14 protein-coding genes and 1 pseudogene are annotated in these 19,252 nt (G+C 35.9%); 14 read left to right on the plus strand and 1 reads right to left on the minus strand.

What is annotated here, in order from left to right; translation table 11 throughout:
- Positions 1-146: 146 nt before the first annotated feature.
- From QOX03_RS02945 to QOX03_RS03005, 13 genes and pseudogenes are all read left to right on the plus strand, one after another.
- Positions 147-2,261, plus strand: a complete 2,115-nt coding sequence (locus tag QOX03_RS02945) for a M3 family metallopeptidase (protein WP_283671442.1) — start codon at positions 147-149, stop codon at positions 2,259-2,261.
- A gap of 97 nt (positions 2,262-2,358) precedes the next feature.
- Complete coding sequence (gene bioB / locus QOX03_RS02950; RefSeq protein ID WP_283671443.1) at positions 2,359-3,714, plus strand: biotin synthase BioB; 1,356 nt, start codon at positions 2,359-2,361, stop codon at positions 3,712-3,714.
- Positions 3,715-3,749: 35 nt separating this feature from the next.
- A pseudogene (locus tag QOX03_RS02955) lies at positions 3,750-3,896 on the plus strand (M3 family metallopeptidase); the annotation flags it as partial.
- A gap of 94 nt (positions 3,897-3,990) precedes the next feature.
- The gene (locus QOX03_RS02960) at positions 3,991-4,431 is read left to right on the plus strand and encodes a hypothetical protein (RefSeq protein ID WP_283671444.1); all 441 of its coding nucleotides are present in this window, start codon (positions 3,991-3,993) and stop codon (positions 4,429-4,431) included.
- 240 nt (positions 4,432-4,671) lie between these two features.
- Positions 4,672-5,916, plus strand: a complete 1,245-nt coding sequence (locus tag QOX03_RS02965) for a DUF1015 domain-containing protein (RefSeq protein WP_283671445.1) — start codon at positions 4,672-4,674, stop codon at positions 5,914-5,916.
- A 4-nt stretch (positions 5,917-5,920) separates the two neighbouring features.
- Positions 5,921-6,577: a YggS family pyridoxal phosphate-dependent enzyme gene (locus QOX03_RS02970; protein WP_119059044.1), complete on the plus strand. Its 657-nt coding sequence runs from the start codon at positions 5,921-5,923 to the stop codon at positions 6,575-6,577.
- Positions 6,567-8,183 carry an ABC transporter substrate-binding protein gene (locus tag QOX03_RS02975; RefSeq protein ID WP_283671446.1) on the plus strand — a complete coding sequence of 539 codons (1,617 nt, stop codon included), beginning with the start codon at positions 6,567-6,569 and terminating at the stop codon, positions 8,181-8,183. The genes QOX03_RS02970 and QOX03_RS02975 overlap by 11 nt, the downstream gene beginning before the upstream one ends.
- Positions 8,184-8,372: 189 nt before the next feature.
- Complete coding sequence (locus QOX03_RS02980; protein WP_165846413.1) at positions 8,373-9,077, plus strand: head GIN domain-containing protein; 705 nt, start codon at positions 8,373-8,375, stop codon at positions 9,075-9,077.
- 7 nt (positions 9,078-9,084) lie between these two features.
- A complete protein-coding gene (locus QOX03_RS02985; protein ID WP_283671447.1) occupies positions 9,085-10,794 on the plus strand; it encodes a phospho-sugar mutase in 1,710 nt (569 codons plus the stop codon).
- A 118-nt stretch (positions 10,795-10,912) separates the two neighbouring features.
- Positions 10,913-11,056, plus strand: a complete 144-nt coding sequence (locus tag QOX03_RS02990; RefSeq protein ID WP_165844946.1) for a hypothetical protein — start codon at positions 10,913-10,915, stop codon at positions 11,054-11,056.
- Between the two features lie 103 nt (positions 11,057-11,159).
- A complete protein-coding gene (locus QOX03_RS02995; protein WP_283671448.1) occupies positions 11,160-12,128 on the plus strand; it encodes a YpdA family putative bacillithiol disulfide reductase in 969 nt (322 codons plus the stop codon).
- Positions 12,129-12,176: 48 nt separating this feature from the next.
- The gene (gene argS / locus QOX03_RS03000; protein ID WP_119059048.1) at positions 12,177-13,925 is read left to right on the plus strand and encodes an arginine--tRNA ligase; all 1,749 of its coding nucleotides are present in this window, start codon (positions 12,177-12,179) and stop codon (positions 13,923-13,925) included.
- Between the two features lie 4 nt (positions 13,926-13,929).
- Positions 13,930-14,535 carry an HAD family hydrolase gene (locus QOX03_RS03005; protein ID WP_283671449.1) on the plus strand — a complete coding sequence of 202 codons (606 nt, stop codon included), beginning with the start codon at positions 13,930-13,932 and terminating at the stop codon, positions 14,533-14,535.
- Positions 14,536-14,612: 77 nt separating this feature from the next.
- Here QOX03_RS03005 and QOX03_RS03010 read toward each other — a convergent pair whose 3' ends face one another.
- Positions 14,613-15,827, minus strand: a complete 1,215-nt coding sequence (locus tag QOX03_RS03010; RefSeq protein ID WP_283671450.1) for a porin — start codon at positions 15,825-15,827, stop codon at positions 14,613-14,615.
- A 317-nt stretch (positions 15,828-16,144) separates the two neighbouring features.
- Here QOX03_RS03010 and secD point away from each other — a divergent pair, with 317 nt between their 5' ends.
- Complete coding sequence (secD, locus tag QOX03_RS03015; RefSeq protein ID WP_283671451.1) at positions 16,145-19,108, plus strand: protein translocase subunit SecD; 2,964 nt, start codon at positions 16,145-16,147, stop codon at positions 19,106-19,108.
- Positions 19,109-19,252 lie beyond the last annotated feature (144 nt).

The following is a 19,252-nucleotide window of genomic DNA, read 5'->3' on the forward strand; positions in this document are numbered from 1 at the left end:
TAAAATTCATTAAAGAAATGAAGGTTTAATTTTTTTTTGTATTTTTAAGTTTTCAAGCTCAGAATAGGATAAATTTAAAGAAGTAAGGTGAAACAATTTAAATTTTTAAAGCCTTAAAAAATTTTTTAAGATATATAATTAGAAAAATGATAAATAAAATTAAAAAAGGAGGAGTTTTGTTAGCCGCAGGTTTAGCGTTTTACGCCTGCTCAACAAATAAGATAATAGAAAATAAAGATATGAGTAGCAATCCTTTATTGATGAAAAGCACGTTGCCTTACCACGCACCAAACTTTAAGCAAATAAAGAATGAACACTATCGCCCTGCTTTACTACATGCGATGGGGCTTCAAAAAGAAAGAGTGAAAGAAATAGCCCGAAATAAAGCAAAACCAAGCTTTGAGAATACGGTTTTGGCACTAGAAAAAAGTGGAATTGAATTGAGCCGAGTGTCATCTGTTTTTTATGGCTTAACTAGTGCGAACACAAACGACACGCTACGGAAAATACAAGAAGAAATGTCTCCTCTCATGGCAGCGCATACGGATTTTATTTATCTAAATGAAGATTTATTTCAACGTATAAAAGAGGTTTATAAAAATAAAGATGAACTTAGTGGAGAAGATAAAATCTTGACTGAGGAGTATTATAAAAGTTTTGTGCAAAGCGGTGCAGAAATCAGTTCAGATAAAAAAGAGAAGCTTAAAAGAATTAATACCGAAATAGCTTCGCTTCAGACTGAGTTTAATCAAACTTTGCTGGATGCCATCAATCATAAAAAATTAGAAATTTATGAGGTAAAGGAATTGGAAGGCCTGAGCGAAGGTCTACTGAAGTCACTGAAAAAGGAAGATGGCTCGGGCTATGAAATTAAGCTGATAAATACAACTCAGCAGCCGTTACTAAGTTCTTTGAAGAATAGAGAAACAAGAAAAAAACTGTTTGAACTTTCTTACAATCGAACTAATGGGGGTGAGTATGATACCAATGGCATCATCGTGAAAATAGCGGAACTAAGAGCTGAGAAAGCTAATTTGCTGGGGTTCGATACGTATGCTGACTGGAGTTTGGTAAATACAATGGTGGAAAATAAAGAAACCGTGCAGAATTTCTTCGCTCAGCTCATTCCATCAGTAAGGAATAAAACTGCAAAAGAAGCCGAGATACTGAAAGAATCACTGCACGAAGATGGTTTTACAGGAGATTTAGAACCATGGGATTGGGCTTACTATGCGGAGAAAGTACGTCAGGAAAAATATGATTTAGATGAAAATTTACTCAGAGAATATTTTGAAGTTAATAACGTTTTAGAAAAAGGCGTATTCTATGCTGCAAATAAACTTTACGGGATTACATTTGAAGAAAGGAAAGACATTCCTGTTTATCATCCAGATGTGAGAGTTTTTGAAATCTTTGAAGAGGACGGAACGCCATTAGCTCTATTTTACGTTGATTTATTTGCTAGACCTAGTAAGCGAGGAGGTGCATGGATGAGCAACTTTGTAGCACAAAGCCATTTGTTTAAAAACAAGCCAGTGGTATATAATGTGTGTAATTATGCAAAACCTGCTGATGGTGAACCAGCACTTATTTCTTATGATGAAGTAACAACACTGTTTCACGAATTTGGGCACGCCTTGCACGGTTTGTTTGCAAACCAAAAGTATGCGAAACTTAGTGGAACCAATGTAGCGAGAGATTTTGTAGAGTTACCTTCGCAAGCTAATGAGCATTGGGCATTGAATGATGAAGTTTTAAAAAATTATGCAAAACATTACAAAACTGGAGCAATTATTCCAGCTGAAATGATAAAAAGTGTTAAAAATGCAGCAACATTCAACCAAGGTTTTAGCCTAACAGAAGTAATGGGAGCTGCCAACTTGGATTTGCAATGGCATAATAAAAGCTTATCTGCACTGAGCGAAATAAGAAACCCGCTAGATTTTCAAAAAAAACAGCTTGAGAAAGAAAATTTGTATGATCCGTATATTCCTACCCGTTATCTTTCAAACTTCTTTGCTCACATCTTTGGCGGAGGCTACGCAAGTGGCTATTATAGCTATCTCTGGACAGAAATGCTGGCAGAAGATACCAATGCATGGTTTGATGCCAATGGAGGCCTAAATAGACAAGCGGGGCAACGCTACCGAGATATGATTCTATCTCAAGGAAATACCCAAAATTATAAAGAAATGTACAAAGCCTTTACTGGTAGAGATGCAGAAGTAGAGCACATGATAGAAGCGAGAGGCTTGAATTAAAAAAATATAAGCCTTAAAAAAAAAAGGAGAAACTTGATTGAAAGTGTGAAAAAAAATGATTGAAAATTTGTAAATTAAAATAATAAAACTGGAAAAAATGAGAGAAAAACTCTTTGATGCCATTATAGAAAGTCAAAAGAAATTAATCCAAAATCTAGAGGCAAGTCTGGAAACACTATCGACTACGACGGATTTAGATGAAGAAATGACACGAGATTTAGACGCGCATTCACACCAATCTAATTTGCAAGGGCTGGAGATAGAAACTAACAAAAAATTAGAAATGGAACGGGCCGATTTACTAAATATAGAAGCTCTGAGAAATAAAACAGCAGATGAGGTGAAGCTCGGTGCTTTCATAGCTACAGAAAAAGATTACTATGATTGGGGAGAAATCATGTTGCCAGCCAAGCCAATCACTCGTCAGGACATCGCTCATCTGTTTGATTTACCGCTCATGGATTTGCTCATGCAAGCCCAGAGCGTTCATCGCAAGCATTTTAATGCCAACGAGGTACAAATTAGCACATTACTTTCCATCAAAACAGGTAATTGTCCTGAGGACTGTGGCTACTGTTCACAGTCAGGACATCATCGTGATAAAACAGGACTGGTCGCCGAAAAACGCCTTGAAATCCAAAAGGTTTTGGCATCAGCCAAGCGTGCCAAAATGTCAGGCTCATCTCGCTTTTGCATGGGAGCGGCGTGGAAACATCCATCAGCCAAGGATATGCCTTATCTTGTGGAGCTTATCCGTGAGGTCAAGGCAATGGGACTTGAGACGTGCATGACGCTCGGCATGCTAAAACCTGACCAAGCCCAAACGCTTGCTGATGCTGGTCTTGACTATTACAACCACAACCTTGACACCTCTCGTAATTATTATGGTCAAGTAAGTAGCACCCGTTCATATGATGACCGCTTAGAAACGCTAGAATATGTGCGTAATGCAGGCATTAATGTATGCAGCGGCTCAATTGTGGGCATGGGGGAGAGTCGTGATGATAGGATTGATTGGGTGCATGAACTCACCACCATGCCCATACCGCCCCAGTCCATTCCTGTGAACTTACTCGTCCCCATCAAAGGCACACCACTGGGTGATAAAGTGCTACAAGAAGGCAGATTGTCTGTCATTGAGTGGATACGCACGATTGCGGTAACTCGCATTTGTTGTCCAACAAGCTATGTACGACTGTCAGCGGGACGTGAGAGTCTGACGGACGGCGAGCAGGCATTGGCATTTATGGCGGGGGCAAACTCATTTTTTTATGGTGACAAGCTTTTGACCACAACCAACCAATCGCAAGCTAATGATGATAGGCTCATGGCGATGCTTGGGCTTATCGCTCAAAAACCTACCCCCAAACCCAAAATCATCAATGCCATGACAGGCAGGGCAGAGTGTGATGAATGTGATGATTTGCCACAGGATTATCCGTCATTGGTGTAACGGCAGTAGAGTGAGAGTATGGATTTGATGCCAATGGAGGCCTAAATAGACAAGCGGGGCAACGCTACCGAGATATGATTCTATCTCAAGGGAATACCCAAAATTATAAAGAAATGCACAAAGCCTTTACTGGTAGAGATGCAGAAGTAGAGCACATGATAGAAGCGAGAGGCTTGAATTAAAAAAATATAAGCCTTAAAAAAAAGGAGAAACTTGATTGAAAGTGTGAAAAAAATGATTGAAAATTTGTAAATTAAAATAATAAAACTGAAAAAAATGAGAGAAAAACTCTTTGATGCCATTATAGAAAGTCAAAAGAAATTAATTCAAAATCTAGAGGCAAGCCTAGAAACACTATCGACTACGACGGATTTAGATGAAGAAATGACGCGAGATTTAGACGCGCATTCACACCAATCTAATTTGCAAGGGCTGGAGATAGAAACTAACAAAAAATTAGAAATGGAACGAGCCGATTTGCTAAATATAGAAGCTCTGAGAAATAAAACGGCAGATGAGGTGAAGCTCGGTGCCTTCATAGCTACAGAAAAAGATTACTATTTCTTTGGTTACGCATTCACACCAGTGGATTTTGAAGAAAAGAAAATCTTCGGAGTATCGCCACAAGCTCCTGTTTTTGAAGATAATTTAGGTAAAAAAGTAGGAGATTCTTTAAGTTTGAAAAATGTAAGTTTAGAGATAAAAGAAATTTACTGATCATTCTAATCATTCTAATCATTCATTTTTTTGAATTAAATCATTTATAAACAAAAAATTAAAAAGCCTGTTGAAATCTTGACTTCAAACAGGCTTTTAAAAGTTAAAATTTTTTAAGCCTTAAAAAAAAATGAAATAAATCGACTTGTATTATTTATAAAATCACATTTTTTTAATAATGGCTAAGCTTTTGTAAATTTGTAGTTTGAGTGAAATCATCAATTCCTAAAAAAATTTTAAATGATAGAATTTAAACCCTTTTGCGGCGTTCGACCTGCAAAGAATAAAGCTTCGACGGTTACGACAAAAAATCTAGACTATTATCTGAAAGAGGAAATTTCACATGAACTCAACAATACACCAGAATCGTTTTTAAACATTCTAAAACCAACCATAGAGCACAAAGAATGGTCTGATAAAGAAAAATACCACGAAGTAAGACATAATTTTCAGGAATTTTTAAAAGAAGGAATTTTATTAAAGGACAAAAAATCTTACTATATCTACGAGCAAGAAGATGCCAATGGAGCTGTGACAATAGGAGTGATTGGCATTATTTCAATTGATAATGTGAGAAATAGCCAAATAAAAAAACATGAAAATACCTTGGGCGAGCGAGAAGAAATTTTTGCCAACCACTTGAAGGCAATTCATATGCAGGCAGACCCCATACTTTTAACTTTTCCAGAAAATCAGAGTATAGAGTTAATTATGTCGATGACAACCCGCCATACGCCAACTTTAGAATTCATTGGGGCAGATGACCATACCCACAGGCTATGGCAGGTCAAAGATCGCCTAATCATGCAGCAATTGAAATCAGCGATAGAAAAACTACCGTCTTTGTATGTAGCAGACGGGCATCATCGCCTAGGGAGTTTAGAACTATACACCGACTATATGCGAGAGCAGGAACCAGATTTCTTCGGTGGAGAAGCGTTTAACTATGCAATGGCTGTGATTGTTCCTGGGAATTTTTTGAAAGTGAAAGATTATAATCGTTTAATCAAAGATTTAAATGGCTATACGCCTATTGAATTTCTAGAGAAAATCAGTGGAGTCTTTAGCGTTATAGAAAAAGAAAAACCATACTACCCTAGTGGGAAACATCACATTAGCCTTTACTTAGATGGTAAATTTTATGCACTTTACGTCAATCAAGAATACCGAGGCATCCCCAAAGCCTTAGGCGAACTAGATACGTATTTGTGGGAGGAACACATCATGAAACCCATTTTGGAAGTTGAAAATTCCAGAAAAAGCAAACGGATAAAGTTTAAAAAAGGAACAGGTAATATTGATGGAATTTTAGCCATGAAAGAAATGGTAGATAGTGGTGAATTTGTAGCCGCATTTGGTTTCTACCCAGTTTCTATAAATGATTTAATTTTGGTTGCTGACGAAAATAAAATGATGCCGCCAAAAAGCACCTTTATTGAACCGAAATTTCTTTCTGCCTTGACGACATTTGACTTGACTGATTAAGAAGATGAGCATCGAAAAAAAATATCAAAAAATAAAAGATTCCTTACCCAAAGACGTTACGCTGGTCGCCGTCTCTAAAACCAAACCGATAGAGGATATTGAGAAGCTGTATGCAATTGGTGTGCGTGACTTTGGTGAAAACAAAGTTCAAGAATTAACTGAAAAAGCTAAGCAGCTACCCAAAGATATACGTTGGCACATGATCGGTCATTTACAGTCTAATAAAGTCAAGTACATCGCTAATTTTGTCCATTTAATTCATAGTGCAGACCGCCAATCACTCATCAAGGAAATCAATAAAAGAGGTGAGCAAGAAAAGCGCATCATCGAAGTTTTAATACAAGTGAAAATTGCTGATGAAGATTCAAAATTTGGAATGAATTTTCAAAAAGCAGAAGATTGGCTTCGTAAGTTAGGAAACTACCCTTTTGTGCGCCCCGTAGGCATGATGGGGATGGCAACCAATACCGATGATGATGAAAAAATTCAAAACGAATTTGCTGAACTTCGTTTATTTTTTGAAGCTCAACAAAAGAAGTACCCACAACTTAAAATTTTATCAATGGGAATGAGTAGCGACTATGAAATCGCACTACAAGAAAAAGCAAATATGCTGCGTGTCGGGAGTAAAATTTTTGGAGAAAGAAATTATGATGAATAAAGCTTTTGAGAATTTAAATTTTTTTAAGGCTTTAAAAAAAACTCCACTATTTGTGGTTTATATTTTCATTTTTGCTTGCCACTCAGCTCCAGAGGTTGATGATAAGAAAGTTTTTCGGCTCAATCGCTATGACAATATTAGCTCTCTAGACCCTGCCTTTGCACGGAACCAATCTAATAATTGGGTGGCTAATTTGATGTACACAGGTTTGGTAGGATTTGATGAAGAGTTAAACATTGTGCCAGAAATTGCAAAATCTTGGGATATTGCAGCAGACAAATTAACGTATACTTTTTACTTAAACACCCATATATTTTTTCACCCCAATAAATATTTTGGCAAAAAAAAAACACGAGCTGTTAAGGCACAAGATGTAGTTTATTCATTTGAGCGGCTGCGAGACCCAAATTTGAATTCCTCGGGCGGATTTGTATTGAACAATGTGGAAGGCTTTAAGGCCTTGAATGACAGTGTTTTTCAGATTAAATTAAAAAAGCCATTCCCACCATTCCTAGGCTTATTGTGTATGAAATATTGTTCCGTCGTGCCACAAGAAGTCTTTCAGCATGCAGGTGAATCTGGTTTTACCCCGAGTGGGACAGGGCCTTTTCAGTTTCAGTTTTGGGAGCCGAATGTAAAATTAGTATTAAAGAAGAACCCTTTGTTTTATCATTTTGATTCCAAAGGAGAGAGATTACCATATTTAGAATACGTAAACGTGCTGTTTCTGCCCGAGAAACATAGTGAGTTTTTACAATTAATTCAGGGTAAAATAGACTTTATGGCAAGTCTTGATCCTTCCTACAAAGATGAATTGATAGATGAAATAGGCGATTTGCAAAAAAAATACACTCACCAGCTCCAAATGCTGAAATCACCATACCTGAATACAGAATATTTGTGTTTCTATTTAGGTGGAGATAAGTCTGTTTCAGAAGATTTGCGACGTGCTATCAATGCAGCGATAGACAAAGAAAAAATGATAAAATATTTACGAAATAATATTGGTTTTGCAGCAAATGGGGGATTCATTCCCAAAGGTTTACCTGGGTATAGAGATAGCTTGGGCAGTGGCTATAATCCACAGAAAGCACATCAAATAATTCAAGAAATAAAAGAAAAAAAGGCTTTGCCAAAGCTGAGTTTGGTCACCACGCAAGAATATGTGGATATGTGTGAATTTGTGCAATCAGAATTGGCAAAAGTAGGCTTAGCTATCGAAATCAATAATGTTGACCCAGCGACTTTGCGCGAAGGAAAAGCCAATGGAAAATTTAATTTCTTTCGGGCAAATTGGGGAGCAGATTATCCCGATGCTGAAAATTATCTTTCACTCTTTTATTCAGAGAATTTTGCCCCCCAAGGGCCTAATTATTCTCACTTTAGAAACAGAAAGTTTGATGAATTATATCTCCAATCTTTACAGTCCACAGAAATAGAGGAGCGAATAAAGCTTTACTGGCAAATGGACGAAATAGTGATGCGGGAAATGCCAGTCATTCCTATATTTTATGACCAAGTTTCGGTTTTTTTACAAAAAAATATTAAAGGCTTTAAAAATAGCCCTATCAATATGCTGGACTTGACACGGGTATACAAAGAGTAAATTTTTTAAGCCTTAAAAAAATAGATGGTAAATAGTTCCGTTATACACTCCCATTTACCTCAGGGGAAATTATTGTGATGCGCTTGCGATGAGGTATAATAGCAAAGCATTAATAGCTAGTCGCTAAAAATATTATAAAGACTTTTCTTTTTTTTTGAGTAAATGCTTAATTTTATTGAAAATTTAAAGATGAAGTACAGCTCAATTTTTTTGCTATTTATTTTATTTATTTTCAGTTCATGTCAGAAAGAAATCGGAGGAGAAGGAGAGGCAGGAATAGCACAAGATTTCATGCTCGAAAAATTCAATGATGTACAAGCAAAAGGTATATTCAAGCTTTTGCTGATAGAAAATGATAGCGCTTACGTAAGCGTGCAGACACACCAAAATTTGATTGAGAATATCAATATTTACGTTCAGAGAGGAACTTTGCATATCGAGGAAAAGCAACCCGTTTCTTCTTTTGAGAGTTATGTCGTTTATTTGTACTACAATGATTTAAAGAAGGTTGAAATCCAAGAAAAAGTCCTTTGTGAACCTGCAGATAAAATAATACAAGATAAATTAGAATTAAAAGCCTATGGCGATGCTAAATTTGATGCTTTTGATATTGAAACGGAAGAGCTAAGCCTACGAGCAGAAAATTCTTCAAGCATAAGGATAAAAGGCTTGGCAAAAAATGCTAAATTCAAAGCAAAAAATCAAGCTCAAATCAATGCAACAGAAATGAGAGCTCGTGTGGTAGACTTAGATTTAGCAGGTGAGGCAGAAGTGCAAGCAAGCATCGAAGATGAAATTAAAGGAAGGGTTTTAGACAATTCAGTCATCCGCTACACAGGCAATCCACAGAAAAATATAGAAGTAAAAGACCATGCACAGGTCGTAAAAGAATAATTGAAATATGAAAATAATTGATAAAGCTAAAGTTTGGCTAAACCCCAGTTATGATGCTGAAACGCGCGAAGCTGTTCAGCAATTAATTGACTCTAACCCAAAGGAGTTGGAAGACGCTTTTTATAAAAATTTAGAATTCGGTACTGGTGGAATGCGTGGCATCATGGGGGTGGGGACTAACCGACTAAACAAATATACTTTGGGCACAGCGACACAAGGTTTAGCAAATTACTTAAACGAGCAATTTCAAGGCGAAGAAATTAAAGTTGCCATAGCTCACGATGTGCGAAACAATAGCCGAAAGTTTATGCAAATTGTAGCAGACGTTCTATCCGCTAACAATATTCATGTTTATATTTTTGATGGCTTTAGACCAACGCCAGAACTCAGTTTTGCAGTAAGACACTTGGGGTGTAATGCAGGTATTGTACTGACTGCATCGCACAACCCGCCAGCATATAACGGCTATAAAGTTTACTGGAATGATGGAGCTCAAGTGACGCCACCTCACGACGAAGAAATTATCCGTAGAGTCAATCAAGTAAAGGCAGAACACATTCAGTTCACAGCAAAACCTGATCTGATTCACGTTTTATCTAATGAAATAGACCAAACCTTTATTGAAAAGTGCGTTCAATTTGGCTCAAGAAATGATAAAAAAGGCTATGATGATTTAAAAATTGTTTTCACGCCTATCCACGGAACGGCAATAGCATCAATTCCTGAGGCTTTGGAAGAAGCGGGATTCAAAAATGTTTTTTTAGTAGAAGAGCAAACCAAACCTAGCGGAGAATTCCCAACGGTAGAGTCGCCAAACCCAGAGGAGCCCGCCGCGCTCAAAATGGCAATGGAATTAGCTGAGCTCAATCAAGCTGATATCGTAATAGGAACAGACCCTGATGCAGATAGGCTGGGCGTAGCAGTGAGAAATAAAAAAGGAGAAATGGTCTTGCTTAATGGGAATCAAACCAATACGGTTTTAACCCATTTTCTGCTCAATGAATTGAAAGAAAAAGGCGAAATAAATTCCAAAAACTTCATCGGCTCAACTATTGTGACATCAGATATTTTCATCGAAATGGCAGAACATTTTGGCGTAAATTGCAAAACAGGACTCACTGGGTTCAAATGGATTGGTAAAATGATTCGAGAAGCAGAAGAAAATGAGAAATTTGTATGTGGAGGAGAAGAAAGTTTTGGTTTCATGGTAGATGATTTTGTAAGAGATAAAGATTCGGTGACCTCTACTCTGTTGGCATGTCATATTGCTGCCAAAGCAAAAAATGAAGGAAGCTCTTTCTACGAAGAGTTATTGAAAATTTATCAGAAGCTGACTTGCTACCAAGAAGCACTGGTTTCTCTAGTGCGTCCTGGGAAATCAGGAGCAGATGAAATAAAAACTTTGATGAGTGACTTTAGAGAAAGAACCCCCGAAACAATCAATGGAATTAAAGTTGTGAAATTAATGGATGTACAAGTAGGAATTGCAAAAAATATGCTTGATGACACAGCAGAAAAATTAACTTTACCTCAGTCAAATGTTTTAATATTTTATTTAGAAGATGGGTCAAAAATCTGTGTAAGACCCAGCGGGACGGAGCCGAAAATTAAATTCTATTTCTCTGTGAAAGAAACATTAAACAGTGTAGAAGATTATGATGAAACACAAGCTAAATTATTCCAGAAATTGAAAGGTTTAGAGCAGAGCTTCAAATAAGATTAACTTGATGGGTTGAAAAAAATAATTGCTGAAATTTAAAAATAAAGTTTAAAGAATTGGTTTTAATCTAAAATTTTCTTACTTTCATATCATTAACTAATGAGAAAGACGTGAAATGAGAAAGGATTTAGAAAACTTAAGAGAATCTATTTTAAAAAATGAATCAATCATCTTTTTTACCGTAGGAATTTTTGCCTCAGCACTGTTTTTCTTGATAATGATGATTGTAGCCTTCCATTTGGTCTATACCATTTTTTAGAAAAAAGTAAATAATTAACGAGAGCTTGCTTTTTGTAGACATTTTTTTATAATTAGAATTAATCAAAGCAAGAAATTTGTAAAGAACAATCAAAAAGAAAAAAATGAAGCAAGTTTATGATATAATTATTGTTGGGGCAGGACCAATGGGAATAGCAATAGGCATTGAAGCTCAGAAAAATAAACTCTCATATCTGATTCTAGAAAAAGGAACTTTGGTGAACAGTATTTTTAATTTCCCCAAGAATATGACATTTTTTTCTACCTCTCAGAAGTTAGAAATAGGTGAAATTCCCTTTGTTTCCATCAATGAAAAACCTAAAAGAACCGAGGCTTTAGAATATTACCGCCGAGTTGTAGAGCATCTAAATCTTCATCTCCATTTGTATGAAAAAGTAGAAAGCATAGAAAAAAAAGAAGACTTATTTCAGGTCAAAACAGCCAAAGGGAACTACACAGCTAAAAATATTGCGATAGCAACAGGATTTTATGACCAGCCAAACCGACTGAATATCCCAGGGGAAGAATTACCTAAAGTAAAACACTATTATGACGAGCCATATGCGTACATCAATCAGAATGTTGTAGTCGTAGGAGCAGGCAATAGCGCTACTCAAGTCGCTCTAGAGCTACACCAAGCGGGTGTGAATGTGACGATGGTCGTACGAGATAATAAGATAGAACCAAACGTTAAATATTGGATTAAACCCAATATCGAAAATCGAATAGAAAATCAAGAAATTCCCACTTACTTCAATTCTGAATTGGCTGAAATTAATCCTAAAAGTGTGAAAATCAGTACACCACAAGGGCTGATTGAAATTAAAAATGATTTTGTACTAGCAATGATTGGCTACCATCCTGATTTCGAATTTTTGAATAAAATAGGCGTGACTTGTGATAGCAATAAGTTTAACAGACCTAATTTCTCTCCAGATACGCACGAAACTGAAATTGAAAATTTATACGTAGCAGGTGTTGTATGCGGGGGAAACCATACGTCCACATACTTTATTGAAAATTCGATAGAACATGCTACGGCCATTGTAAATTCTATTCTCAGTAAGGTTTAAAAAATCCTTTTTAAATCTTATTTTTGTTTTTTTTAGAAAAGTCATTTTATGAATATTAAAACGGAAATTTCATCAAAAATTTTTAAAGCCTTAAAAAATTTTTTGGCGCTTGAGGATGATAAAATAGAACTTCAAAATACGCGAAAAGAATTTAAAGGCGATTACACTTTGGTTGTTTTTCCTTTTGTGAAAATTTTAAAATTAAAACCCGAAGAAGCCGCAGAGAAAATTGGTGAAAAATTACTGGAAATTCCTGAAATTAAATCGTACAATGTTGTAAAAGGCTTTTTGAATTTGAGCTTGACAGACGAAGCTTTTTATAATTTCTTATACCAAAAAACGGAAGAATATCCTAAGCCTTCAAAAAAAATAATGGTAGAATATTCCTCACCTAATACCAATAAGCCACTGCATTTAGGGCACGTTAGGAATAATCTTTTGGGCTATTCGGTGGCTGAAATTTTGAGAGAAGCTGGCAACGAAGTTTTAAAAACACAGGTAATTAACGATAGAGGCATCCATATTTGTAAATCTATGCTGGCTTGGCAAAAATTTGGAAAAAATGAAACGCCTGAATCTTCTGGCAAAAAAGGAGACCACTTGGTGGGTGATTATTATGTGAAATTCGACCAAGAATATCAAAAAGAAATTCAGGATTTGGTAGCAAAAGGAATGAGCCCCGAGCAAGCGAAAAAAGAAGCTCCCCTACTGAATCAAGCACAGAAAATGCTCAAAGATTGGGAAGATGAGAAACCAGAAGTGAGGGAACTTTGGGCAAAAATGAATGCTTGGGTTTATAATGGCTTCGAGGAAACCTATCAGCGATTGGGAGTTGATTTTGATAGCATTCAGTATGAAAGCGAAACTTATCTGCTGGGAAAAGACATTATTTCTAAAGGCTTAGAAAAAAATGTTTTTTATCAAAAAGAAGACGGCTCCGTTTGGATTGATTTGACCAACGATGGACTGGATGAGAAATTGGTTTTACGTTCAGATGGAACATCAGTTTACATCACTCAAGATTTAGGTACAGCGGTACAGCGTTTTGAAAGCTTTAATATTGATGGATTAACGTATGTGGTTGGTAATGAGCAAGATTATCATTTTAAAGTTTTATTTATAATTCTTAAGAAATTAGGCTTTCATTGGGCAGAAGATTTGCATCATTTATCTTATGGAATGGTAGATTTACCACACGGGAAAATGAAATCTCGTGAGGGGACAGTGGTAGATGCTGATGATTTGATGAACGAAATGAAAGCTACCGCCAAAGAAATTGCGAAAGAAGCTGGCAAATTGGACGGAATGAGCGATGACGAGAAAGAGAAACTTTATGAATCAATCGGGATGGCGGCACTGAAATATTATATTCTAAAAGTTGACCCGAAAAAAAGAATTTTATTTGACCCTAAAGAAAGTATTGATTTTAACGGGAACACAGGGCCTTTTTTGCAATATGCCTACGTACGCATACAGTCAGTGCTGAGAAAAAAAACGCCAGTGGCAGGTGAATTCCGTTCTCCTGAATTGACCGAAATAGAGAAAAATTTAGTGAAACAAATGAATGATTATGATGAAGTGGTGAGCAAAGCGGCCGAGGAATTAAATCCAGCATTGGTCGCTAATTACGCATATGATTTGGTGAAATTATTCAATGGATTTTATCAAAATCATTCCATTTTGAGCAATGATGATGAAAATATAACGCAATTCAGATTGCAACTGATAAAGAAAGTGGGCGAAAAAATAAAAAGAAGTTTAAACTTATTGGGAATTAAAACGCCCGTAAAAATGTAACGATATGGAAATTAAAAATATTATCTTTGATTTTGGTGGAGTGCTAATGGATTGGGATCCTGTGTATTATTACAAAGATAAGTTTGAAAGTAAAGATGCGATGGATTATTTCCTAGAGAATGTCTGCACGCATGATTGGAACATTCAGCAAGATGCAGGGCGTTCGTTGCAAGAAGCAACAGAAGAGCGTGTGGCAAAGTTTCCTCAATATGAGAAACACATCCGAGATTACTACAGCGAATGGGAACAAATGCTGAAAAGTGACATCTATGAAAACACCTATTTGGTTGGGAAATTGAAAGAAAAATCTTACCCGTTGTATGGTTTAACGAACTGGTCTGCAGAAACTTTTGGTGTCGCATTCAGGCGTTATGGTGTGTTTCAGCTTTTTGATGGTATTGTGGTTTCAGGAGAGGAGAAAACGATAAAACCTGAATCTAAAATTTACAAAATTCTCTTAGAACGCTATCAGCTAAAAGCAGAAGAATGTCTCTTCATTGATGATAATTTACAAAATATAGAAGCCGCCGAGAGACTTGGTTTCCAAACGATTCATTGCCCCTCAGGAACTAATTTAAAATTAGCTTTAGAGAATTTAGGTCTGATTTAATCTGATTTTAAGAATATTTAAAAGTAATTTAAATTTAGATTAAAAATTTTTTAAGCCTTTAAAAAAATATCAACTTTTTAAATCCCTAATTCTATTTGAAAACGGATAAACCAAGTGTCTTCGCTGGTGCCGTTAAAATATTCAGCGTAGGTTTTGGTGATTTCAGTTTGTAGTTTAAAGGCGTGTTCAGAAATGTATTTGGTAACCCCCAAGCTGAATTGGTTTTGTTTTGGGTTCAAAACCCAAACGTCTTTCGTCGGATTCTGATGAGAATATCTGCCGATGATTTCAAAATTATTTCTGAAAAGATAACTTAACTGAGAATCAATGCCGTACCCTGTAAATACATATTTTAAATCCTTTGGATTTGAAAAAGTGGCTGGAATTTGATTTTCTGAATCTTTCTGCATATAAGCTAACATCAACGCCCAGCCTTGGTATTTTGCAATGGCATCCAGAAATAGACTGCGAATATCTTGCGCATTATCCAGTAAATCACCACGTTGTCCGTTGCTTCTCAAAGCATCTTGATTGTATTGGTAGCTACCCGAAAGCATGACTTTAGGCGAAATTTCTCGAGCTAAATCACCTTCGTAAAAAGCTCCGTTTTGGCTAAATGCACCGAGTGGGAATAGTTCCAGCCTTGCTGTATAAGCCAAGGCGTTATCAGATTCATGCAAGAAGTTTCGTCCTTCGCCTGTGCTGATGGCGGTCTTTATGTTATAATCAAATCCTTGCTTTTTTCTGGCTAAATAGTAGACCTGAACTCCAAAATCTCTATCAATATTAAACGTAGAATTATTGATAGACCTATCAGTAAGTTGCAGTCCGCCAGAGGAATTGATCAGCTGCCTATTGCCAGGGAGTTTGGATTGCCCTACACCGATTTGCCAATGTCTATTGGGTAAATAGAAGAACATTGCATCGCGTACAACATTGGGGTCAGTATTATTTTTGGTGGTCCCCATATCCTCGTGAGGAAAGGAAAGCTGAATTACATATTGAAACTTTGGGTCGCTCACAAAGCCATCAAATCGCAGTCTTAGGCGCCTCACGGTAGCTTTATACCCCGTTTCATCATTTTTTCCCAAAGCCGTGATTCTGCTTTGCATCCTAAAGCGGATATTCATTTGATACAAACTATCTGGTGAAGTGATTCCGATTCCTTTGCCGTAGGAATAATAAGGCATGGCGCTTATTTTATTTTGTATTTCTTTTGCCAAAATAGAATCGGTGGTTTGTGCTTGGGCAACACAAGCGAAAGCTAAATAAATGATGAGAAAATATTTCATTTTTACCTTAAATATAAATTAGCAAAATAATGGATTTTTGTTGAATTATGCCATGCTTATTGAATGAAATTTGAGAGATTTTATTTTGAAATAGAGAGAAGAAAGAGTTGAAATCATTTTTTTTAAAGGCTTAAAAAAAATATGGAAATAAAATCTTGAGGTTAAAAAGTTGATATCTACTCAAAAAAACTAAGCTCTAAAAAACAAAAAAATAAAATTTGTTAAGACTATGTATAAAACTTATGCCTAAAATTTATGAAAATTATTTTCATAAGCTTATATTTGCCCGTTATTAACGTATTTTTAGAAATCGGAGAATGAAAGGAAAAGGATTAATACTAACGTTTGCCATTGCACTCGGGATTTTAAGTATTTACTATTTAAGTTTTACGTGGTATACCAACATCATAGAAAGCAAGGCTGATCGTGAACTGGTTCAGAGAATGGATTCATTGGATTCTGCAGCACCAGATTTAAGTTTTGTTGAGCGTGAATCATATCAAAACACGTTTAAAAATTCAATTATCAGTCGATTAGCCAGCGACACACTAGACTTAGGTGTTGTGAGATATGATTATAACTCAGCAAAAGAGAAAGAAATGGCGCTGGGACTAGATTTGAAAGGAGGGATGAATGTGATTTTGCAAATTTCAGTAAGAGATTTGATTGAAGATTTTTCAGACCATTCAGCTTCACCAGCTTTAAAGGATATTTTAGATAGAACTGATGAAGTCCAAAAAAGTAGTAATGCAGATTATATCAACGATTTTTTTGCACAATATGATAAGTATAAGGCAGAAAAGGAATCGAACTTACTCTTAGCATCTCCAGATTTGTTTGGAAATCGGAAAAATGCTGAATTAATTTCAATTAATTCAACTGATAATGAAGTAAAAGAAATTCTTGATAAACATATAACTGATAAGATTAATACTGCATTTCAGGTCATCCGTGCGCGCATCGACCAGTTTGGTGTTACGCAACCCAACGTGCAAAAAGTGGGAGAAGCAGGTAGCGGTAGAATCTTGGTAGAGCTTCCTGGGGTGAAAGATACTGATAGGGTTAAAAATTTATTGCAATCAACAGCTAAGTTAGAATTTTGGGAAGCTTTAAGACTAGATGAACAGCTTTCAAATTACGCTACAAATTTAAGTCAACGCTTGATGAACCCACAAGATTCGGCGGCGCAGAGCAATTCATTGATTTCAAAACTAATTCCATCACAAACTAATGCAACATTTTTTGTTCAATTAAAGGATACAGCAGAAGTTAATAAAGCATTCAGCAGTAAACTGGGGAAAGAATTATTGCCAGCAGGGCTAAAGAGTGTTAAGTTTTTGTGGGGGAATAAAACATTTAGAAACAGAGGCGGGCAAGAAACAGATTTTTTACCCTTATATGCCATCAAAGGAAATGCAAGAAACATGGCTTTGCTAGATGGCGGAGCGGTGACAGACGCTTCTGCTGAAACTTTGACTCAGACTTTTGGTAACGATATTATGGTTTCTATGCAGATGAATTCAAATGGAGGAAGAGAGTGGTATGAAATTACAAAAAAATATCAAAATAAACCCATTGCCATAGTTCTAGATAATTTAGTATACAGCGCACCAAATATCAATGAACCGATTTCTGGTGGCCGATCAAGCATATCTGGTGATTTCACCATGGCAGAGGCACAAGACTTGGCCAGTGTTTTGTCCGCAGGTAGCTTACCCGCTTCGGCTAAAATCATTCAAGTAGATGTAGTGGGGCCATCTCTGGGGAAACAATCGATTCAAAACGGGATTTTTTCTTTCTTGATTGCTTTAGTGATTGTCTTTGCATATATGATTTTCTTCTACAACCAAGCAGGGATTATATCTGTAATAGGTTTAATCGTAAACATCCTATTTCTATTAGGAATCTTAGTCGCTTTTGGAGCTACATTAACGCTACCGGGAATCGCAGGTATAGTATTGACCATCGGTATGGCAGTGGATGCTAACGTGATTGTCTATGAAAGGATAAAAGAAGAAATGGCAAAAGGTAAATCTTTACGCCCATCTGTTGACATAGCCTATACGTGGAAAGGAGCTCTTTCTGCAATTATTGATGCTAATATTACAACTTTAATTACTGCAATCGTTTTATTCTATTTTGGTAATGGACCGATTAAAGGTTTTGCTGTAACATTGATTATCGGTGTATTTACAACATTTTTCACTTCTGTTTTGTTGTGTATGTATTTTATTTACAGAAGATTAGAGAATGGCGGGAATATAAAATTAGGAAATAAATGGTCACTCAATTTCTTGAAAGACACTAATCTTGATTTCTTTAAATTCAAAAAGATTTCTTATATCATTTCAGGAACTTTAGTTATAATTTCACTAATTTCATTATTTACACGTGGACTAAATCTTGGAATTGAATTCCAAAACGGGAGGGAATATAAAGTCAGATTTAATCAGCCTATACAATCCAATGAAATAGCTTCAGACTTAGCCAAAGTTTTTATAGATGAAGAAGGAAACTCCTATCAACCCAACGTTGTAAGCATAGGAGCAGGAACTTCTAATCAAGTGAAAATCACTACAAAATACAAAAGTAATGATGATAGCCAAGAAGTTGACCAAGAGATAGAAGAAAAAATTTATGAAGGCTTGAAATCTTATTTTACAGATTTAAATTTTGACCAATTTGTGAATGTAGGAGAGAGCAAAGAAGGTGCTTACGGATTGATAGAATACAGGAAAGTAGGTCCATCTATAGCAGATGACATTACTTACAATTCATTCTACTCATTAGCCATAGCATTAAGCTTAGTATTCTTATACTTGATTTTAAGCTTTAAGAGGTGGCAATTTAGTGTTGGAGCAGTACTAGCAACCATGCACGATTCCTTAATTGTTTTAGGATTATTCTCATTACTTCATGGGTTTGTGCCATTCAGTTTAGAGATAGATGTAGCATTTATTGCAGCAATTTTGACGGTGATTGGCTATTCACTCAATGATAGCGTCATTGTATTTGACCGTATAAGAGAATTCTTGAAAGAATTTCCATCCATGTCTTTAAAAGATTTAATCAACAAAGCCATAAACACGACTTTGACTCGTACACTCAATACCTCTATGACGACTTTGTTTGTAATTTTAGTCATATTAATTTTAGGTGGAGAAACCATTCGAAGCTTCATGTTTGCCCTAGCAGTAGGGGTAGGAGTAGGTACATATTCGTCAGTATTTGTAGCGAGTTACCTATTCTATGACTTGATGGATAAGAAAAACAAAAAATAATAAGGAATTTTTATAAGCCTTAGAAAAAATAAAACCTGCTTAAATTTTATATTTAGAATTTAAGCAGGTTTTAAACTTTTAGGTAATTATTACGATTATTATTCCTCAAGAAAAAACAATCATTATTAAATCACCGTTTTTTAT

Source organism: Candidatus Ornithobacterium hominis, from assembly GCF_951229915.1.
Lineage (GTDB): Bacteria > Bacteroidota > Bacteroidia > Flavobacteriales > Weeksellaceae > Ornithobacterium > Ornithobacterium hominis.

Coding starts and splice junctions, on each gene's coding strand:
- QOX03_RS02945 (WP_283671442.1), top strand. CDS start 147: ATGATAAATAAAATTAAAAAAGGAGGAGTTTTGTTAGCCGCAGGTTTA.
- bioB (WP_283671443.1), top strand. CDS start 2,359: ATGAGAGAAAAACTCTTTGATGCCATTATAGAAAGTCAAAAGAAATTA.
- QOX03_RS02960 (WP_283671444.1), top strand. CDS start 3,991: ATGAGAGAAAAACTCTTTGATGCCATTATAGAAAGTCAAAAGAAATTA.
- QOX03_RS02965 (WP_283671445.1), top strand. CDS start 4,672: ATGATAGAATTTAAACCCTTTTGCGGCGTTCGACCTGCAAAGAATAAA.
- QOX03_RS02970 (WP_119059044.1), top strand. CDS start 5,921: ATGAGCATCGAAAAAAAATATCAAAAAATAAAAGATTCCTTACCCAAA.
- QOX03_RS02975 (WP_283671446.1), top strand. CDS start 6,567: ATGATGAATAAAGCTTTTGAGAATTTAAATTTTTTTAAGGCTTTAAAA.
- QOX03_RS02980 (WP_165846413.1), top strand. CDS start 8,373: ATGAAGTACAGCTCAATTTTTTTGCTATTTATTTTATTTATTTTCAGT.
- QOX03_RS02985 (WP_283671447.1), top strand. CDS start 9,085: ATGAAAATAATTGATAAAGCTAAAGTTTGGCTAAACCCCAGTTATGAT.
- QOX03_RS02990 (WP_165844946.1), top strand. CDS start 10,913: ATGAGAAAGGATTTAGAAAACTTAAGAGAATCTATTTTAAAAAATGAA.
- QOX03_RS02995 (WP_283671448.1), top strand. CDS start 11,160: ATGAAGCAAGTTTATGATATAATTATTGTTGGGGCAGGACCAATGGGA.
- argS (WP_119059048.1), top strand. CDS start 12,177: ATGAATATTAAAACGGAAATTTCATCAAAAATTTTTAAAGCCTTAAAA.
- QOX03_RS03005 (WP_283671449.1), top strand. CDS start 13,930: ATGGAAATTAAAAATATTATCTTTGATTTTGGTGGAGTGCTAATGGAT.
- QOX03_RS03010 (WP_283671450.1), bottom strand. CDS start 15,827: ATGAAATATTTTCTCATCATTTATTTAGCTTTCGCTTGTGTTGCCCAA.
- secD (WP_283671451.1), top strand. CDS start 16,145: ATGAAAGGAAAAGGATTAATACTAACGTTTGCCATTGCACTCGGGATT.